The 16,187-nt window shown below is 49.0% G+C and carries 14 protein-coding genes; 7 read left to right on the top strand and 7 right to left on the bottom strand.

The annotated features are described in order from the left end of the window. Nucleotides 1–48: 48 nt before the first annotated feature. From EKM75_RS08895 to EKM75_RS08880, 4 genes are all read right to left on the bottom strand, one after another. A complete protein-coding gene (locus tag EKM75_RS08895) occupies nt 49–297 on the bottom strand; it encodes a hypothetical protein (protein ID WP_125682112.1) in 249 nt (82 codons plus the stop codon). 396 nt (nt 298–693) lie between these two features. Continuing rightward, entirely contained in the window at nt 694–939 is a 246-nt protein-coding gene (locus tag EKM75_RS08890; RefSeq protein WP_125682115.1) for a hypothetical protein, read from the bottom strand. Between the two features lie 379 nt (nt 940–1,318). Next, nucleotides 1,319–3,052 (bottom strand): phospho-sugar mutase, encoded by a 1,734-nt coding sequence (locus tag EKM75_RS08885; RefSeq protein ID WP_125693873.1) that lies wholly within the window; start codon nt 3,050–3,052, stop codon nt 1,319–1,321. 12 nt (nt 3,053–3,064) lie between these two features. Then, nucleotides 3,065–4,087 (bottom strand): aldose epimerase family protein, encoded by a 1,023-nt coding sequence (locus EKM75_RS08880; RefSeq protein ID WP_125693871.1) that lies wholly within the window; start codon nt 4,085–4,087, stop codon nt 3,065–3,067. Between the two features lie 260 nt (nt 4,088–4,347). On the opposite strand from EKM75_RS08880, the gene EKM75_RS08875 reads away from it, so the two are divergent. From EKM75_RS08875 to EKM75_RS08865, 3 genes are read left to right on the top strand one after another with little or no spacing between them, the layout of a single operon-like run. Further along, on the top strand, nt 4,348–5,469 hold the full coding sequence (locus EKM75_RS08875) for an acyl-CoA dehydrogenase family protein (protein ID WP_125693869.1): 1,122 nt from the start codon (nt 4,348–4,350) through the stop codon (nt 5,467–5,469). Between the two features lie 11 nt (nt 5,470–5,480). Beyond that, nucleotides 5,481–6,269, top strand: coding sequence for an electron transfer flavoprotein subunit beta/FixA family protein (locus EKM75_RS08870; RefSeq protein WP_125693867.1), 789 nt, complete (start codon nt 5,481–5,483; stop codon nt 6,267–6,269). 13 nt (nt 6,270–6,282) lie between these two features. Next, entirely contained in the window at nt 6,283–7,248 is a 966-nt protein-coding gene (locus EKM75_RS08865) for an electron transfer flavoprotein subunit alpha/FixB family protein (protein WP_125693865.1), read from the top strand. A gap of 587 nt (nt 7,249–7,835) precedes the next feature. On the opposite strand, the gene EKM75_RS08860 is transcribed toward EKM75_RS08865, so the two are convergent. Both EKM75_RS08860 and EKM75_RS08855 read right to left on the bottom strand, forming a co-directional pair. Beyond that, complete coding sequence (locus EKM75_RS08860) at nt 7,836–9,554, bottom strand: phosphoenolpyruvate carboxykinase (ATP) (RefSeq protein WP_125693863.1); 1,719 nt, start codon at nt 9,552–9,554, stop codon at nt 7,836–7,838. Between the two features lie 70 nt (nt 9,555–9,624). Further along, nucleotides 9,625–10,512: a LysR family transcriptional regulator gene (locus tag EKM75_RS08855; RefSeq protein WP_164508775.1), complete on the bottom strand. Its 888-nt coding sequence runs from the start codon at nt 10,510–10,512 to the stop codon at nt 9,625–9,627. A 160-nt stretch (nt 10,513–10,672) separates the two neighbouring features. Here EKM75_RS08855 and EKM75_RS08850 point away from each other — a divergent pair, with 160 nt between their 5' ends. Together EKM75_RS08850 and EKM75_RS08845 are read left to right on the top strand one after the other, a co-directional pair. Further along, on the top strand, nt 10,673–11,512 hold the full coding sequence (locus tag EKM75_RS08850; protein WP_125693860.1) for a quinate/shikimate dehydrogenase: 840 nt from the start codon (nt 10,673–10,675) through the stop codon (nt 11,510–11,512). A 28-nt stretch (nt 11,513–11,540) separates the two neighbouring features. After that, complete coding sequence (locus tag EKM75_RS08845; protein WP_125693858.1) at nt 11,541–12,359, top strand: SDR family NAD(P)-dependent oxidoreductase; 819 nt, start codon at nt 11,541–11,543, stop codon at nt 12,357–12,359. 1,103 nt (nt 12,360–13,462) lie between these two features. On the opposite strand, the gene EKM75_RS08840 is transcribed toward EKM75_RS08845, so the two are convergent. After that, nucleotides 13,463–14,872 (bottom strand): MFS transporter, encoded by a 1,410-nt coding sequence (locus EKM75_RS08840; protein ID WP_125693856.1) that lies wholly within the window; start codon nt 14,870–14,872, stop codon nt 13,463–13,465. A gap of 197 nt (nt 14,873–15,069) precedes the next feature. Between EKM75_RS08840 and EKM75_RS12780 the strand changes: the two genes are divergently transcribed. After that, a complete protein-coding gene (locus EKM75_RS12780; RefSeq protein ID WP_164506427.1) occupies nt 15,070–15,246 on the top strand; it encodes a hypothetical protein in 177 nt (58 codons plus the stop codon). 124 nt (nt 15,247–15,370) lie between these two features. After that, a complete protein-coding gene (gene map, locus EKM75_RS08835; protein ID WP_125693854.1) occupies nt 15,371–16,165 on the top strand; it encodes a type I methionyl aminopeptidase in 795 nt (264 codons plus the stop codon). Nucleotides 16,166–16,187: the final 22 nt, after the last annotated feature.

Raw genomic sequence — 16,187 nt, 5'->3', positions numbered from 1 at the left:
TCACACCTTTCAACGGGTTCTATCCCTGATAGTTAATCCACAACAACATTAGTGATAACGATGTTCAATAATCTTGGAAAGAACCGCTTCACGCTGTTGCGCCTTAGCCATATCGAATTGTGATTCCTCAAGACTATTGAAATCCTTAGCAAGTAGCGTTGCTTCCAAGTAAAGGGTCAGTTGCCGTTTGATGTACAACTTATTCTCTTCACCAGGCTTCTGTGCGTTGCCCCCCAATACGGCGGAAGCAAACTCAACGGGATCCAACGTAATCTTGTCATCCTGCTTTGCAGCCATCTATAAACACCTCATATCTTCCAATATAGTTTAACTAGACCGGTAAAACTGCGCTGACGTTTTAGTTAAATGTAAGCGCTTTACATTGTTATTCTAAGGACATCCGTAAAAAATTGCAACCTCTTTCAATGCTCACTGATACACTTAAAACAACGTGGTTACCTGTCGTGTTCACATTGCAACCGGTTGCTTTTTCGATGATAAAAATTTTAGTAAATGTGCGAGTAAACCCTTTTCACATCCATCCCCTCTTTTCAAGCTAACTTTCGCCATCATCGTTTTGAAAAGTCATTTCCAAAGAAACCAAAAAGGTACCGCACAAAATCGTGCGGTACCTTTTTGATTTTCACAGTTATCTACCCGCCACTTCGTTAAAAAAGTGGCACCATTCACTGCTTAGTGATAACGGTGTTCAATAATCTTAGACAGGACTTCTTCACGCTTTTGGGACTTGGCCATATCAAAAGCTGATTCTTCCAGGTTGTTGAAATCTTGCGCTAACAGTTCGGATTCCAAGTACAGCGTCAATTGACGTTTGATGTATACCTTGTTTTCTTCATCTGAGCGTTGTTCGTTCCCACCTAACACGGCAGCAGCAAACTTAGCGGGGTCTAACGTTAACTTCTTACTGTTCTTAGCCATTGATCTCTACCTCTTATCCCTTGAATGTTTTTTAACAATCTAATTAACTTTCATCAAGCTAGTTGCCCTTGTAAGCAACTCACATAAACATTCTAAAGAGTTTTTACAGAAATTACAAGTCCCTATTGGGTCCCACTTTCAGTTCAATTTGTTCGAATTATAGGTTCTATAACCTTCACTTTAATTCAGTGGTTATTGGCTGGTCAATTCAAAATGAATTACTTCACGAGATGAAGCCCGATGTTATCCAAATGGTATCGCTTTAATCATTTCAGTGGCTGTGCCATTTAATTTGAAAAATAGACAGCTTCTAAACTAAATAAAAAATGAACCAGCCCGATAAAAATTTATCACGCTGACTCATTTTTTATTCCAAATATTATTTAACGGAATCAACGTACGCTTTCAGAGCCTGTTCGTAAGTTGCCAAACGAGCTTGAGCAGCGGCATCGGTCTTGTCACTGGTCCCAATGTAGAACTTGACTTTAGGTTCCGTCCCAGAAGGCCGGATGCAGATCCAGGTACCATCACTGAGCCAATACTTTAAAACGTTAGACTGTGGCAGATCAATCTTGCTGGTCGTACCATCAGCCGCCGTCTTCAAACTGGTCGAGAAGTCTTCCACTTCGTCAATGCTGCTATCGCCAAAGGACTTGGGGGCGTTTTCTCTGAATTCACTCATCAGATGAGCCATCTGGTCGGCACCATCGACACCAGGGAATTCTTCGAACGTCGTCTTTTCAGCAAAGTAGCCATAGGTAGCGTAGAGTTCCTCGATACCATCGTACAGAGTCATCCCCCGTTGCTTGTAATCGGCCGCCACTTCGGCCAACAGAACTGTTGACTGGATGGCATCCTTGTCACGGACGAATGGCTTGATCAAGTAACCGTAACTTTCCTCAAAGCCAAATAGGAAGGTGTGGTCATGATTGGTTTCGTATTGGTGGATTTGTTCCGCAATAAACTTGAACCCAGTCAGCACGTTCTTCATTTCAACACCGTAAGCGGCCGCAATCTTGGTGGCCAATTCGGTAGAAACGATGGACTTCACCACCCGACTGTCAGCAGGTAATTGCCCAGCTGCCTTGCGAGCCTTCAAAATGTAAGCCAGCAAAATAGACGCAATTTGGTTCCCCGTCAACAGTTGGTAATCCCCATCAGGTTGACGAACAGCGGCACCCAAACGGTCAGCATCGGGGTCGGTAGCAACTAACAGGTCAGCGCCTTCCTTTTTTCCTAAGGCAATCGCCATGTCAAAGGCCTGAGAAAACTCAGGGTTTGGGAATGGGACCGTCGGAAATTCAGGATCGGCAATCGCTTGTTCGGGCACCATGGTAAAGTTTTCAAACCCGGCACCGCGCAATGCGCGTTCGCCAATGACCTTCCCCGTCCCATGCAGGGGGGTGTAGATCAATTTCATGGTCTTGCCAACACTGTGGACCAGGTCAGCGTTGATCGTGACACTCTCAACATTCTTCAGGTAAGGTTGGTCAACATTTTCGCCGATGATCTGTAAGGTCTGGTTGGCCCGTAATTCCTGTTCATCAGCCACTTCAATGGCAAAGACGTCCTTAGCAGACCGAACAAAGTCAGTGATCATGTCAGAGGCCTTGGGTGGCATCTGACCACCGTCTGGCCCATAGATCTTAAACCCGTTGTATTGCTTAGGGTTGTGGCTAGCCGTAATCATGATGCCCATTGCCGTGTGCAAATGACGAACGGCAAATGACAATTCAGGCGTAGGCCGCATATCATCGAAAACAAAACTAGGAATGTGGTGCGCTCCTAAAACGTGAGCTGCTTCATGGGCAAACTCAGTGGAATGATACCGGGAGTCAAAACTGATAGCGACCCCCTGTTGTTTCGTGGCGTCATCCAACGTGTCTAAGTACCGGGCCACCCCTTCGGTTGCTTGCCGAACGGTGTAAACGTTCATTTGGCCAATCCCGGGGCCCATCACACCACGCATCCCAGCGGTCCCAAAACTCATGGGGGCTGTGAAAGCGGCCTTTAAGGCATCGTCATCGTCCGCAATGGCGGTCAATTCTTTTTTAATGTAAGGAATCATGGTTGGTTGTTGTTGCCAAACCTGATAATTTTCTTGCCAACTCATTCTAATCTCTCCCTATTTCCGTAAGTATTGATAACTGATTGTGTGTTGTACCGGTTGGTTAGCTGGAAGGACCACGTCACCGAAGTCTGTGTGATGAATTGCGTCTGGCAACGTCTGTGCTTCCATGGCTAAAGCATTATAGTCATGCTTGGCCATGCGGTCGGCATCGGTGACGTTCGCCGTGAAGACCACCAGCGCGTTACGGTCGGAGTAAACCTGCACTTCCCGATGGCCCGTGGTGTCACCGATTTCAGCGATTGGTTGATCCTTGCTAGGAACCACGACAAAGGCGTCATCGTACTCAACGTGGCCATCCTGATTCAGCTGAGCCAACCCGTCCTTAACGGTCCGAGGTTGACTGAAATCGTAACCAGTACCAGCTGTCTTAACCATTTCACCAGTTGGAATCTTTTCTTGATTCAAAACTAAGCGCTTGTCGCCACTCAGCTTGACCCATTGATTGTCTAAGCTTTGTTGGTCATCGGTCACGTTAAAGTAAGTGTGAACCGTTGGATTGAACAACGTCGCGGCGTCACTCTCGGCATCAAACGTAATGTCCAGGCGATTTTCTTCAGTCAACGTGAAGGTCACCGTCGTCTTAATCGTCCCAGGATACTTGTCTTCCGCTTCAGTTGCCGTATGGGTCAGCACAACGCTAGCCGTGTCTTCAGTCTGCTTAGTGGTGGCATCCCAGTTCACAAAGGTAAATCCGTGAGGGCCCCCGTGACTGGCATTTGGTTTTTCGTTGGCATCCAAGTGAACCGTCTTGCCGTCCAGGTCAAACTGGGCACCAGCAATTCGACCAGCAACCCGGCCAAGTGTCTGGCATAAGTAAAATGAGTTATGATCGTAATCCTTCAGATTAGGGCGGTTCATGATTAAGTTATGTTTCTCACCATCTTCAACCACGCTAAATTCCTGCAGTGTCGCACCCCAGGTCAGGATAGCTACCCGAGTGCCCTGTTGATTCGTCAATAAATACTTCGATACTGCTTGCTGGTTTAATGTCCCAGCTGAGCTCTTCGTAATTTCCATGTGAATCACACCTCCAAAAAAAGAATCCGGTTTCATTGTATAATACTCGGGCTCTAAAGGCCAACATTTTAGTAAAATTTTTCTAACGTTTTTACCATTTTAACCTATAAATAGAATCACAGATATATAATTTTGGAATTAGAAAATATGTAAAAATAAACCATTTTCACTGGACTTATCATTTGATAATTAGTTATACTCATACCGAATAGTTCAACTTTACACAATTAATAACGTTTTGAATAAGGAGGAATTTTTTTATGCCATCTACAACTGCTGCCGCAGAGAAGCTCCTGTTACAAATGGTCGACGACTATACGGAACGGGAAATTAGTCCCCAGGATATGCCCATGGATAAGGCCGGTGACTTTCCCGCTGGCTTCATCCAAAAACTAACGAACACTGGCTTCTTAGGCATTATGCTCCCACAAGAATTTGGTGGCGCCGGCTTCGGACCTGAAGTCACCGCTGATGTGTTAAACCACATTGCCCGGGGGAACGCCAGCACGGCTGTGACTCTGGAAGGTCACTTCAAAACAATTGATCAGATTCTCAAATATGGGACTCCCGCCTTACAGAAGGCGCTGCTCCCTTCAGCTACTGACCGGATTTTTGCTTTCTCCATGACGGAAGCCAGTGGTGGTTCCAATCCAATGGGAATCGGCTCAACTGCTACCCGCGAGGGCGACCACTGGGTCATCACCGGTGACAAAATCATGATCACAAACGGTGGCCTGGCTCAGGTCTACTGCGTCCTAGTTAAGACGGCCCCTAAAGAACTCTCCGTATTCGTAGTTGATCAGGACATGCCCGGTTTTTCCTTTGGTAAACGGGAAGACTTCCTCGGCCTCAAAGGCACCCCAGTTGGTGAAATTGTGATGGATCACATCATTGTAGATGATGATCATTTGCTGGGTAAGGTTGGCGACGGTGGTATTATTGGTGATTCTGCTCACGATGACGCCCGTATCTTGATGGGTGCCGTGTTAACGGGCATCATGGAACACGATTTAAAGATTGCGACCGACTACGCTAAGGAACGGAAGGCTGGCGATACACCACTGACCGACCTGCAGGTTACGCATCGCAAGGTTGCCGACATCGCTATGCGAAAAGAAACAACGAAACTACTTTACCAAAAAGCTGCACAATTGAAGGCAGCTGGCCAACCATATAGCGAAGAAGCAGCTATGGCCAAGGCTCATGGTTCACGGGCTGCTGTCAGTGCCGGCGACGACACCCTCCAGATTCTAGCTGGTTACGGCTATAGTCGAGAATACCCCGTTGAGCACCTAATTCGGGACGCCCGGGCAATGGAAATTGCTGAAGGAACCGTTGAAAAGATGCGGTCCGCCATCGCCAAAGCTGAATTTAACAAATAGGAGGTTTCCCCATGAAAATTGTGGTTTGCATTAAACAAGTTCCTGAAACCAACAACGTCAAGATCGACCCAGTGACGCATAACCTGGATCGTCGTGGCTTAGCTGGTGTGATGAATCCATTTGATAAGAATGCCGTTGAACTGGCCTTGAATCTAAAGGACACTACCGGCGCTGAAGTGGCTCTACTAACCATGGGTCCCGATGACTACGCTGAATCCGTGCGTGAAGGCATGGCCATGGGAGCTGACTCCGGTTACCTCCTCTCCGACCGCGCCTTTGCTGGAGCCGATACCCTGGCCACTGGTTACGTTATTGCCCAAGCCTTGAAGAAGATCGGTGACGCCGACCTGATTCTCTTCGGTCGTCAAGCCGTCGATGCTGATACCGGTCAAGTGGGTCCCATCGTGGCTGAGTTTCTCAACCAGCCACAAATCACCTATGCGGCTAGCCTGCGGATGAGTGGTCCCAACGAAGTCACTGCTGAACGTCTACTCGAAGACACCAAGCAAACATTAGTGGCCCAACTACCGGCCGTAGTCAGCGTCCGGAGTGAATTGAACACACCCCGTTACCCCACGCCCCGCAACATTCAACTGAGCTTTGAAAAGCCACTAACCGTATGGCACCATGATGACCTCGACTTGGATGATACCCGGCTGGGTCAATCAGGTTCACCAACTGTTGTGACCAAGGTCTATGCACCGGAACCTGTCAAGCGTGAATTGACACCCCTCACTGGCACACCGAGCGAGGCTGCCAGCCAGCTGATCAAGGCCTTGAAAGAACATCAATTAATCTAAGGAGGAATCTGCTATGTCAAAACCAGAATTATGGGTCATTGCGGAACGCCGCTTAGACCACATTGAACCCACTACCCAACAACTGATTACTAAAGCGCGTGACTTAGCCGGTAACAGTTTCAAAACCGTTGTCATCTTGTTAGAAGCGACGGCGGACCATTTGGAAGACGAATTAACCCCCTACGGTCCCGATGAAATCCGGGTCGTTCGGGATGACCGGTTCCCAACAGCTACCGACGCTGAACACGCCGATGCCCTTCAACAGCTAGTTGAAACCTATCACCCTAACGGTATTCTCTTCGGTGCCACCATCACGGGTCGCTCGATTGCTCCCCGTTTACAGGCAAAACTGCAGACCGGGCTCACCGCCGATGCATTGGGCTTACGCTACGATGGTGAAACGTTAATTGCCGTGAAGCCTTCCTACGGGGACAACATTATGTGTGAGATTACCATCCCCGAACGTCGACCACAAATGGTCACGGTACGGCCCAACACCTTCGTTGCCGAAGAAGCTGCTGGTACCGCTGAAGTCACGACCACGACGGTCACCTTCCACCCGGTTGACCGGTTACAAGTGACTGCGGCAACACCAGTCGTTAACACTGCCACGACAGTTGGCGATGCCAGTCGCGTCGTCGCACTGGGCCGTGGTGCGGCTAGTGCCGCCATGGTCAACCACGCCACCCAATTAGCCGAAAAATTAGGTGGGCGGATTGGGGTCTCCCGGCCATTGACCGATCAAGACCGGTTCACCCATGACGATCAAATCGGCCAGAGTGGGAACACCATCCATCCCGAATTGATTATCAACTTCGGAATCAGTGGGGCCGTCCAATTCTTGGTTGGGATGCAGGACGCTAAGACGATTGTAGCGGTTAACTCCGATCCCGACGCACCAATTTTCGACGTTGCTGATTACGGCTACGTGGGTGATGCTCAAACATTCATGACTGCATTACTCGCCCAATTTAACTAAATTTTTCAATTTTAAAGGGATTACGCGTGCCAGTTGATGGCCTGCGTAATCCCTTTTTTTATCTTATATCGTTTGCGCTCCGGCGGCCAGGGGTGGGCCCTGCTGTGGGGAGAGAACCGGGCTTCTCGCTCGATTTGAAGCCAGGCCCAGCCCTGGCCGCCTCCGACTTAGACGGATAAAAACAGCAACAACCGTTATCAACTGGAACTGATACAAGGACAGCGCTAGAATTCTTGAACCTACAAGCTTGGCTCACAACGCTTTCACGCCTAGCCTCCTATTCATAGACCGCTTGCATTAAACAAACTTACCATAAAGCCTAATTAGAACCAGCTGATCTGCCACAAATACCACGGATAATGCGAACACCTCAACATAAAATTCGTACCGCTCACCTAAACCGGAGGTGGCCTGAAGTGGAGTTTGCTGTGAAAATGGCTTTGGCTAGTGTTTTACTAGCCTAGGCCATGGGCGACTTTGCAGACGCGTGAATTTCGTGGCTTCAAATCGAGCGGGAAGCCCGTCCTTTGGCTGGAGCGTCCCCACAGCAAGCGTAACTTCAGGCTACCGCAGTGCGCGGAAACGCTCTACAACTTAAGCAACTCTTGGAGTAATTTATGGGCGGAAGCATTGAGATTAGCCTGTGACTTGTCGCTACCCAGATGCGTGAAGATTTCACCAACGTAAACGTCATCCGCAAATAACCGGTCGAAGACGGCATCAATAATTGGTTGTGTCGCCGCCTGCTCCTGTACGGGTCCGAACGGATTGGCAAAGAAGGTGGTACTCATCCCCACTTCATCAGTCGTTCCTAAAGCACAACGTTTGCCGGCAACAAAGGTGGCCTTGGCCGTAGCCTGATCTTCAAAACGATGAACCCCAATTGCATCGTCATAGTTGTTGGCGTAGACCCACATATCGATTTCATGGTGCGCCACGACCCGGGGCCAAGTGTTCGCTGGAATGATGACTCGTGCATTCTTTTGTTCCGGATTCATATAGATTCCGCGGTCCATGTTGTTGAAAGCTACCTCACTGCTCAAGTCATCCAATCGGACAAAGGCCCCGGTTTCGGTGCCCTGCGCGTACAAGTGGTCGTCCTCTAACGTGAAGCTACCCATGTCATCAAAAATCGTTTCAATATTAGCAATCTGATCATCGGCCACCGCCTGCAAAGCTTCAATGGATTCAGACTTCCCAGCACCGGAATCCCCAAAGAAAACCACCGTCTTCGTTTGACCGTTGGCAAAAGTGATGCGAACCATCGAGCCGTGAATTGGTAACTTCTGCTCAGCAATCATGTGGAGGTTGTGCAGTGTCAGACACATTTTCTTCATGTAACCGAAGTAAGTTGTCTGGTCGTTGTAAGGAATCTGCCCCACGTAAAACCCATTCGTTTGATCGTAGTAGTAGTGGCCGTTTTCTGGATGATCGTCACTCACCACTCCCGGCGTCCCAAACAATAAGATGAGATCCGGCTGCTGCCCCGAGATTTCCTCAGTGTCTGCCATCTGAAAAAGATTAGCTAGGGCAATTCCCGACGCCAAATAGTCTCTGTGGAAGTAAATGTAGGCCAGGCTCTCGCCAATCTTAGCTGGATAACACAACCAGTCACGTTCAGTTCCCTTAAAGTTTTCCAAGGGATTCGTCTGCGTCGCTGTGAAGAGGCCCTTGCGCTTATTACTCTTCGTATGGAGCATCATTGGTGGTTGTAACATCATCCGACTAATAAAATGGATGTCCTTAAGGGCCTCGTAGCCAGTTGGCAATGGCCACGCAACTTCCCGTAGTAACAACGTGCCGTTAGTCCCAGCGTTGACTTCACGGTAAACGTGGTTCGCATGGCCCTTTAATTTTTCCTCAATGGCTCGGTATAACCGGATCACTAAATCGTTAAAATTTTGATCAATGGACATGAACTCACTGGCGACAACGTTATTCTCGTGGGCCGTCATTAGTGAGATTCGTAGGTACGTCCGGTAATACGTGTACAGGTCCTCAACGCTGGCCAAAATTTCGGCCGTCTTGAAGGGCTGGTACGCGGTCACTTGGTCCGTCAAAATGGCCTTGACTACGTCCATATAAGTTTCTGGCGTCGCTAGGTTAAAGGTCGTGACGGGGTCGGCATCGACTGGGACCTTATCGCGCTGTTGGTTCAAGAATAAACGAACAAACGCAATCAATTCCTCACTATTTACGAGGTCAAAAATACTTGTAATAAAGTGGGCATTGTAGTTTAAAACGGCAACGTTGCGGTCTGGGTTCGCGTAAAACGAAGGCGAATCGATCATGGTTGTGTTTGGCATAGGAAGGCCCCTTTCTGATTAAGCTTATCCGCTATTTTAGCGTACTTGCTCGTTCGATGGAAGCAACATTTTATTTTCTTTTTTGCTGACCAAATAACTTAAAGAGTTCGGCCAAATACGCGTGCTGGGGATTGTCCGCTCGATACATGGCGTAGATTACCCGGAGGTCTTCTGGAACCGCCACAGGAACTTTCACCAAGTCAAACGCCTCCAAATAGAGGGTATCGGCTACCAACCCCACCGCCGTCGACGACTGCACCATCCCCGCAATGGAAATCTCATCGGGATAAACAGCCTTCAAATCCAATTGATCACTTATCCCTTGCCGTGTCAGCGTTCGCTGAACCTTCTGCCCAATCAATAAATCCGGCGTATACGTGAGCACCTCGTAAGGCAACAAGTCGGTCAACGTCAATTGTGGTCGGTGGGCCAACGGATGGTTGGGCGCTACAACCACGATAAAGGGTTGCTTCAACAACGGATGATACAAGACACCCGGTCGCCGACCATCGACGGCGGCAATCCCTAGATCCAATGTTTTAGCTGCAAGTCCCCGTAACACGCGCTCCGTAGTTACACTGTGGAGTTCAAAGGTAATTTGGCGGGTGTGGGCTTGCTCAAATTCATGTAAAATCTTCGGTAAATACGTCCCAATAACAGTGGGAATGCAGCCAACCCGGATTTTAATCGGCTGTTGCGAGTCCGCCGCTATCACGGCCGCCACTCCATTGTCGAGTGTGGTCAGCGTTGTTTGTACCACCTGTAAAAGCGCATGACCGGTAGCGGTCAACGTAATGTGCCGACCCCGATGAGTGAAGAGTGTCAGGTTGAGTTCCGTTTCCAACCGGTGCACAGCGTTGGTCAGGCTCGGTTGGCTGACGTGCAACTCATTGGCCGCCTGCGTGTAGCTTTGCAACCGTCCCACACACGCAAAATACCGTAATTGATTTAGATTCATTGGCATCCCTCTGTTCTCTATTTCACAATCTATAGTCTCACGCTATAGGTGAAATAGCAATCAGTATTGGTAATTTCTAATCAAGCCTTCTAGCATTAAGTGTGATAGGAATAATCAGCATCTTTTAAAATTACATACATAAGCTATAGGAGGTAATTTTATGGAAATTGATGGACATACGCGGCTAGTTGGCTTAATTGCTCACCCTGCTGGCCACTCACAGTCACCCACCATGCACAACGCCGCCTTCGCCAAAGCTAATATCAATGCTAGATTTTTGGCCTTTGACGTTGCACCTACTCAGCTAAAGGACGCCGTCAACGCAATTCGTGCGTTTAATATGCTAGGCGCTAGTATTTCCATGCCGTTTAAACAAGCCATCATTCCTTTGCTGGACCACCTCGACCAGACGGCCCAGCTAGTTGGCGCGGTCAATACTGTCGTGAACCATAATGGTGAGCTGACCGGCTATACGACCGATGGTACTGGCTTTGTGGCCGCCCTCCAGGACAACGGCGTCGGCTTGCGGAACCAAACCATGACGTTGGCCGGAGTTGGAGGCGCGGGCACCCCCATCGCCATCCAGTCCGCCCTCGCCGGCCTCAAGACCCTGAACGTCTTTAATATCAACGATGCTTCGGTCAAAAACGCCAAACACATCGTCCAGATCATCAACGATCAAACCGACTGCCGGGCAAGTTTTTACCCATTGGAAGACCGGGAACAATTTCATAAAGCCCTGCAGACTAGTGACGTGTACGCGGACGCCACGGATCTGGGCATGGGCCAACTGGTCGACCGCTCCCTAGTCGATGAACCTAACTGGTTTCACACCAACATGACAGTCTTCGATACCGTCTACGCCCCCAGCGTCACGAAGCTCATGCGAGTTGCGCAACAAGCTGGTGTCGCTCACGTTTTGAACGGGCAAGGTATGCTATACAACCAAGGTGCCGCGGCATTCAAACTCTGGACTGGTCAGAAGATGCCCCAGAATTAAGAAATTAAGCTTATAGGAGGAATTTAACATGTCAGAATGGTTAGGATTAGCAGACAAAGTTTGTGTCGTTACTGGTGCCGTTGGTGGTATGGGCACCAAAATTTGTGAGGCTTTGGCTGAGCAAAAAGCCACGGTCGTTGCACTCGATATGGACCAGGAAAAAACGGCCGCCCTCGTGACTGACCTGATTAACACGTACCACGTCGCCGGTCTAGCGGTCAATTGTGATGTTACGAAAGAAGCCAGTGTGCAACGTGCTGTGGATCAAGTGAAGGATACGTTTGGCCGCGTAGATGTTGTGATCAACACGGCAGGCATTCTGAAATTCGATCCATTAGAAGATTTAGATTATCAAACGTGGAAGCAAGTACTCGACGTTAACCTTAACGGCTACTACCTGGTAACCCACGAATTTGGTAAGCTGATGATCGCGCAAAAACACGGGACCTTCGTCCACATCTCAACGGTGGCCAGTGACATCCCCGAAACTTATAGTGGTGCCTACAGTACCAGCAAGGCGGGCGTGAACATGTTATCCAAACAGGTGGCCGCTGAATGGGGCATGTTTGGCATTCGGAGTAACGTGCTGGAACCTTGCCTGGTCAAGACTCCCATGTCGGCAGCCTTCTATGCCGACCCCGCCGTCGAAAATGGCCGCAAGGAGTTGACCGCCAGCAAGCGAATTGGAACGACCGAAGACATCGCCAACGCCATTCTCTTCCTGGCCAGTGACCGGTCCAGCTACATTAACGCTGCTGGTATCGCCATTGATGGTGGTTTCAGCGTCATGATGCAAAACCAGATTCCCAAGCCAGGTGGCCGCCGTGGTTTTGCTGAAACGCACTAGTAACCTGGCCTTCTTTGGCTACACTTGATCACTGGTATTCCTAAATTAGTCTAAATTGATCGCACTCCGGTGGTCAGGGATTCTGCCCGCTGTGGGGACGCTTCAGACTGGAAAACCACCCGTCTTCTCGCTCGATTTGAAGCCACGAAGAACACGTGTCTCCAAAGTCGCCCGTGCTGTAAACTGGCTGAGAAAACGCCAGCTAACAGCACTTTCACAGCGGGCGCCATCCCTGACCACCTCCGGCTACGATTGCATTAGCATAATTGCCGCTGAAGAGCATACGTACGACACCCCGAACAGGTTAATTGCAGCAACTTTTGCTCAAAATGGGTGGTTTCTTAATTTTCAGACCTCTATCGTTGTCACAACAAGCCTAACTAACATACAAAGCTTTCAACATTAGGCTTACAACTAAAGGCTGAAAGCACTGAGACACTCACTATTCCTGATACAGCAAGGATTGGGTATTGGTGTTTAGTCAGACATTCAAGCTGGCTTAGATTCCAAGAAACCGTTTAACCGGAAGCGGTCAGAGGTGGAGCCTGCTGTGTCGACGGTGTTAGCCGATTTTCGGCTTACAGCGTGGGACGGGTTTGGAGACTGGTGGTTTTTCCAGGCTTCAAACCGAGCCGAAGGACCGCTTTTCAGGCCGTAGGCGTTCCCCACAGCAAGCGGAATCTCTGACAGCCGCAGGTGGCTGGGTGAGACTAATTTCACGTCTATAATGCCTTACTATTCTTGGTTTGATAATGGTTTTGGAACTTTCAACCTCTAGTCTTACAAATTTAAGTATAAAAAATGACTGTTGCAATCGCGCAACAGTCATTTTTATTTTCAGTATTATATAACACCATCGACAATCATCAAACGGTCCATCTAACAAACAGACTGTGACGACTATCTGAGCCGCTAGTGGTCAGGTACGGAGCCCGTGAAGGTCCTGTTAGCCCGAGTGGTTTTCTGGGTCTTACAGGACTAGGACGACCCTTAAGACTCACGGTTCTTGAGGCTTAAAGTCGAGTCTAAAGACCGCTTCACAGGCTTTAGACGGTCCCACAGGCGGAGTTGCCTGACCACTAGCGGCGGCAGGCAGCAATAAGTCACGCCTGTTTCCGACCGTCACGAAGCATAGCAGCGAAAATCCAGCCAACAACCGCAACCCCTAAAAATGTCCAGAAAACCGCATGGTACCCGGCTAGGTTAGCGGTAGCCGCTGAAGTCACCTTCAACTGTCCTGCCGTCACGGTGGCTAAAATAAGGGTTGCCACGGCAACCCCCGTCGATCCCAGAATTTGGCGAACCGTGGTAATTACCGCGGTCCCATGAGAAATCAACTGGTCCGGCAAGGAATTAGCCCCCAAAGTCACGGCCGGCATCATCACAAACGCGTTACCCCCTTCAATCAGGGCAGCAATCAAAATCATCGCAATCAGTGACTGCTTGCCACCAACCACGGCCAACCATAACCAGCCCAGGACAATCATCGACATCCCAGTCAGCATGGTGGCCTTAAATCCAATGCGGTCAGCCAACTTCCCTGTCAACGGGTTCAACAGGCTTAGGACCACGGCCCCAGGAACTAAGGCCATCCCCGAAGCAAATGGCGAAATCCCCAGGACTTCTTGATAATATAATGGAAAGACAATCGTAACCACGATTAAAGCGATATAGGAAGTTCCTGTCAATAGGACAGCCAAATCAAAGTTAACTGTCTTTAGGACCCGCAGATCCAGTAAGGGCGTGGCCACGTGAAATTGGCGAAAAACAAAGTAGGCTACTGCCAAAAGACTGATTACCAGCAGGCCGCCCATAACAGTCCAATTGACTGCCGCCTTGCCAATTTGGTTAACAACGTACAGGATTCCAATAAAACCAACACTACTGATGACGGACCAGTAGTCCAGGTGAGCCTTATGCTGAGGCATGACGTCCTTGATAGTTTTGATGGCAATCAAGAACACAATCGTGATAATCAGCATAAAGACAACAAAGAGGCCCTGCCAGCTGGTATATTTCAAAACAATTCCAGAAATAATCGGGCCAACCGCTAATGCCGAGCCCATGACCAGGCCAGCAAATCCCATGACGCTCCCCCGCTGTGCTTCCGGGGTGATTCGCAACATCACCGTCTGGTAGGACGGAAACATGATACCGACCGCCATGGCTTCCATGACCCGCCCCAGCATCATCAACGGAAAGCTGGTGGCTAAGTAGATAATAAAAGTCCCAACGTCAAATAACGCCAGCACGGTCACAAAGAGCACTGGAAACCGGATATTATTTAACAACCACGGACTGACCGGCATCATCACAACCATCACCAACATAAACCCCGTCGTCAGCCATTGAACTGTTGATGCTGGTACGTTAAAGTACCGCATCAATGTTGGGTACGCCGTCGACAGCGACGACTGGCTGATCGACATGGTAAAGGTCCCCGCCAATAGCGTCCAAATAAAGGCCAGATGACTATATGGCCGCCCCTGTAAATCAATTGCCTCTGAATCCAAGACACTCACTCCCTCATGCTACTTTAGAAACATTATCAACTGGTTTCTATCGTAGTCCTTTTACCGAGGACTGTAAACCGATTGGTCCCTGTTCAATCAAGTTACTTATGGTGCAAACTTTGGTACAATGAAATTATTATGTGGCTGGGCATTTATGACCAGTTATTGCGGACTACGCAAAGAATTGAGGGCGGACCATGGACTTAGTGACTTATTTAAAAGATGAAATTGACTTTCTCACGGAACAAATGAAACGCGCCGAGGATGAAAAAGATAACTCCATGCACTTCTTATGCGATGCACGGATCACCGAGGCCAAGCGAATCTTGACTCAGGTCAACGACGGTAAGATCAATCAGCTCAAAGCAGACTAATCAGCGGCCGAACGAGAAAGTCTCGTTCGGTCGTTCCTGCCGTATAGAACTTATTCGGCTGAGTCGCCTAAATGACTGATTAGGTGTACATTAGAAGTGAACATAATTTTTAGGAGGTAACACGTTGATAACCATTAAATCTGATCGTGAAATTAAGAAAATGGCCGAATCTGGTGCCGTTTTAGCTGGTGTCCACAAGGGCTTACGGGACATCATCAAACCAGGTATCTCTACCTGGGAAATTGAACGTTTTGCTAACAAATACATCGCTGAACACGGTGCCACCCCTTCAGAAAAAGGGTTTGAAGGCTACAAGTACGCCACCTGTGTCAGTGTTAACGATGAAGTCGCCCACGCCATCCCTCGCAAGGAACTCTTACTCAAGGAAGGCGACATTGTGGCCGTCGACATGACTGTCAACTTGGATGGCTTTGAAAGTGACTCTTGCTGGACCTACGCCGTGGGTAAAATCAGTGACGAAGCCCAACACTTGATGGATGTTACGAAGAAAGCCCTCTACTTGGGGATTGACCAAGCCGTTGTCGGTAACCGTATCGGTGACATTGGTCACGCCATTCAGGCTTACACGGAAGGTCAAGAACACATGGGCGACGTCCGTGAGTTGATTGGCCACGGGATTCAGCCAACCATGCATGAACAACCAAATGTTCCTAACTATGGGGAAGCAGGCCGTGGGTTACGTTTGCGGGCTGGCATGACGATTACCATCGAACCTATGATCAACTTGGGCACCTGGGAAATCATTTCTAAAGAAGTCCCTGACAAGTCGTGGGAATACTACGCAACGGCCGATGGCTCACTGTCCGCTCAGTACGAACACACGCTGGTAATTACCGACGACGGTCCTAAGATTCTGACATCGCAAGATCCCGACACTGACGCTAAGTACCTGCTGTAATTCCGACTAAAGGAGGTCATTT

The organism is Levilactobacillus tongjiangensis (assembly GCF_003946345.1).
Taxonomy (GTDB): Bacteria; Bacillota; Bacilli; order Lactobacillales; family Lactobacillaceae; genus Levilactobacillus; species Levilactobacillus tongjiangensis.
Note: the sequence above shows the minus strand (reverse complement) of the source record. Positions and strands in the feature narration are given on the sequence as shown.

What these genes read in the sequence shown, in the direction of transcription:
- EKM75_RS08895 (WP_125682112.1), bottom strand. Translation starts at nt 297, where the DNA reads ATGGCTGCAAAGCAGGATGACAAGATTACGTTGGATCCCGTTGAGTTT.
- EKM75_RS08890 (WP_125682115.1), bottom strand. Translation starts at nt 939, where the DNA reads ATGGCTAAGAACAGTAAGAAGTTAACGTTAGACCCCGCTAAGTTTGCT.
- EKM75_RS08885 (WP_125693873.1), bottom strand. Translation starts at nt 3,052, where the DNA reads ATGAGTTGGCAAGAAAATTATCAGGTTTGGCAACAACAACCAACCATG.
- EKM75_RS08880 (WP_125693871.1), bottom strand. Translation starts at nt 4,087, where the DNA reads ATGGAAATTACGAAGAGCTCAGCTGGGACATTAAACCAGCAAGCAGTA.
- EKM75_RS08875 (WP_125693869.1), top strand. Translation starts at nt 4,348, where the DNA reads ATGCCATCTACAACTGCTGCCGCAGAGAAGCTCCTGTTACAAATGGTC.
- EKM75_RS08870 (WP_125693867.1), top strand. Translation starts at nt 5,481, where the DNA reads ATGAAAATTGTGGTTTGCATTAAACAAGTTCCTGAAACCAACAACGTC.
- EKM75_RS08865 (WP_125693865.1), top strand. Translation starts at nt 6,283, where the DNA reads ATGTCAAAACCAGAATTATGGGTCATTGCGGAACGCCGCTTAGACCAC.
- EKM75_RS08860 (WP_125693863.1), bottom strand. Translation starts at nt 9,554, where the DNA reads ATGCCAAACACAACCATGATCGATTCGCCTTCGTTTTACGCGAACCCA.
- EKM75_RS08855 (WP_164508775.1), bottom strand. Translation starts at nt 10,512, where the DNA reads ATGAATCTAAATCAATTACGGTATTTTGCGTGTGTGGGACGGTTGCAA.
- EKM75_RS08850 (WP_125693860.1), top strand. Translation starts at nt 10,673, where the DNA reads ATGGAAATTGATGGACATACGCGGCTAGTTGGCTTAATTGCTCACCCT.
- EKM75_RS08845 (WP_125693858.1), top strand. Translation starts at nt 11,541, where the DNA reads ATGTCAGAATGGTTAGGATTAGCAGACAAAGTTTGTGTCGTTACTGGT.
- EKM75_RS12780 (WP_164506427.1), top strand. Translation starts at nt 15,070, where the DNA reads ATGGACTTAGTGACTTATTTAAAAGATGAAATTGACTTTCTCACGGAA.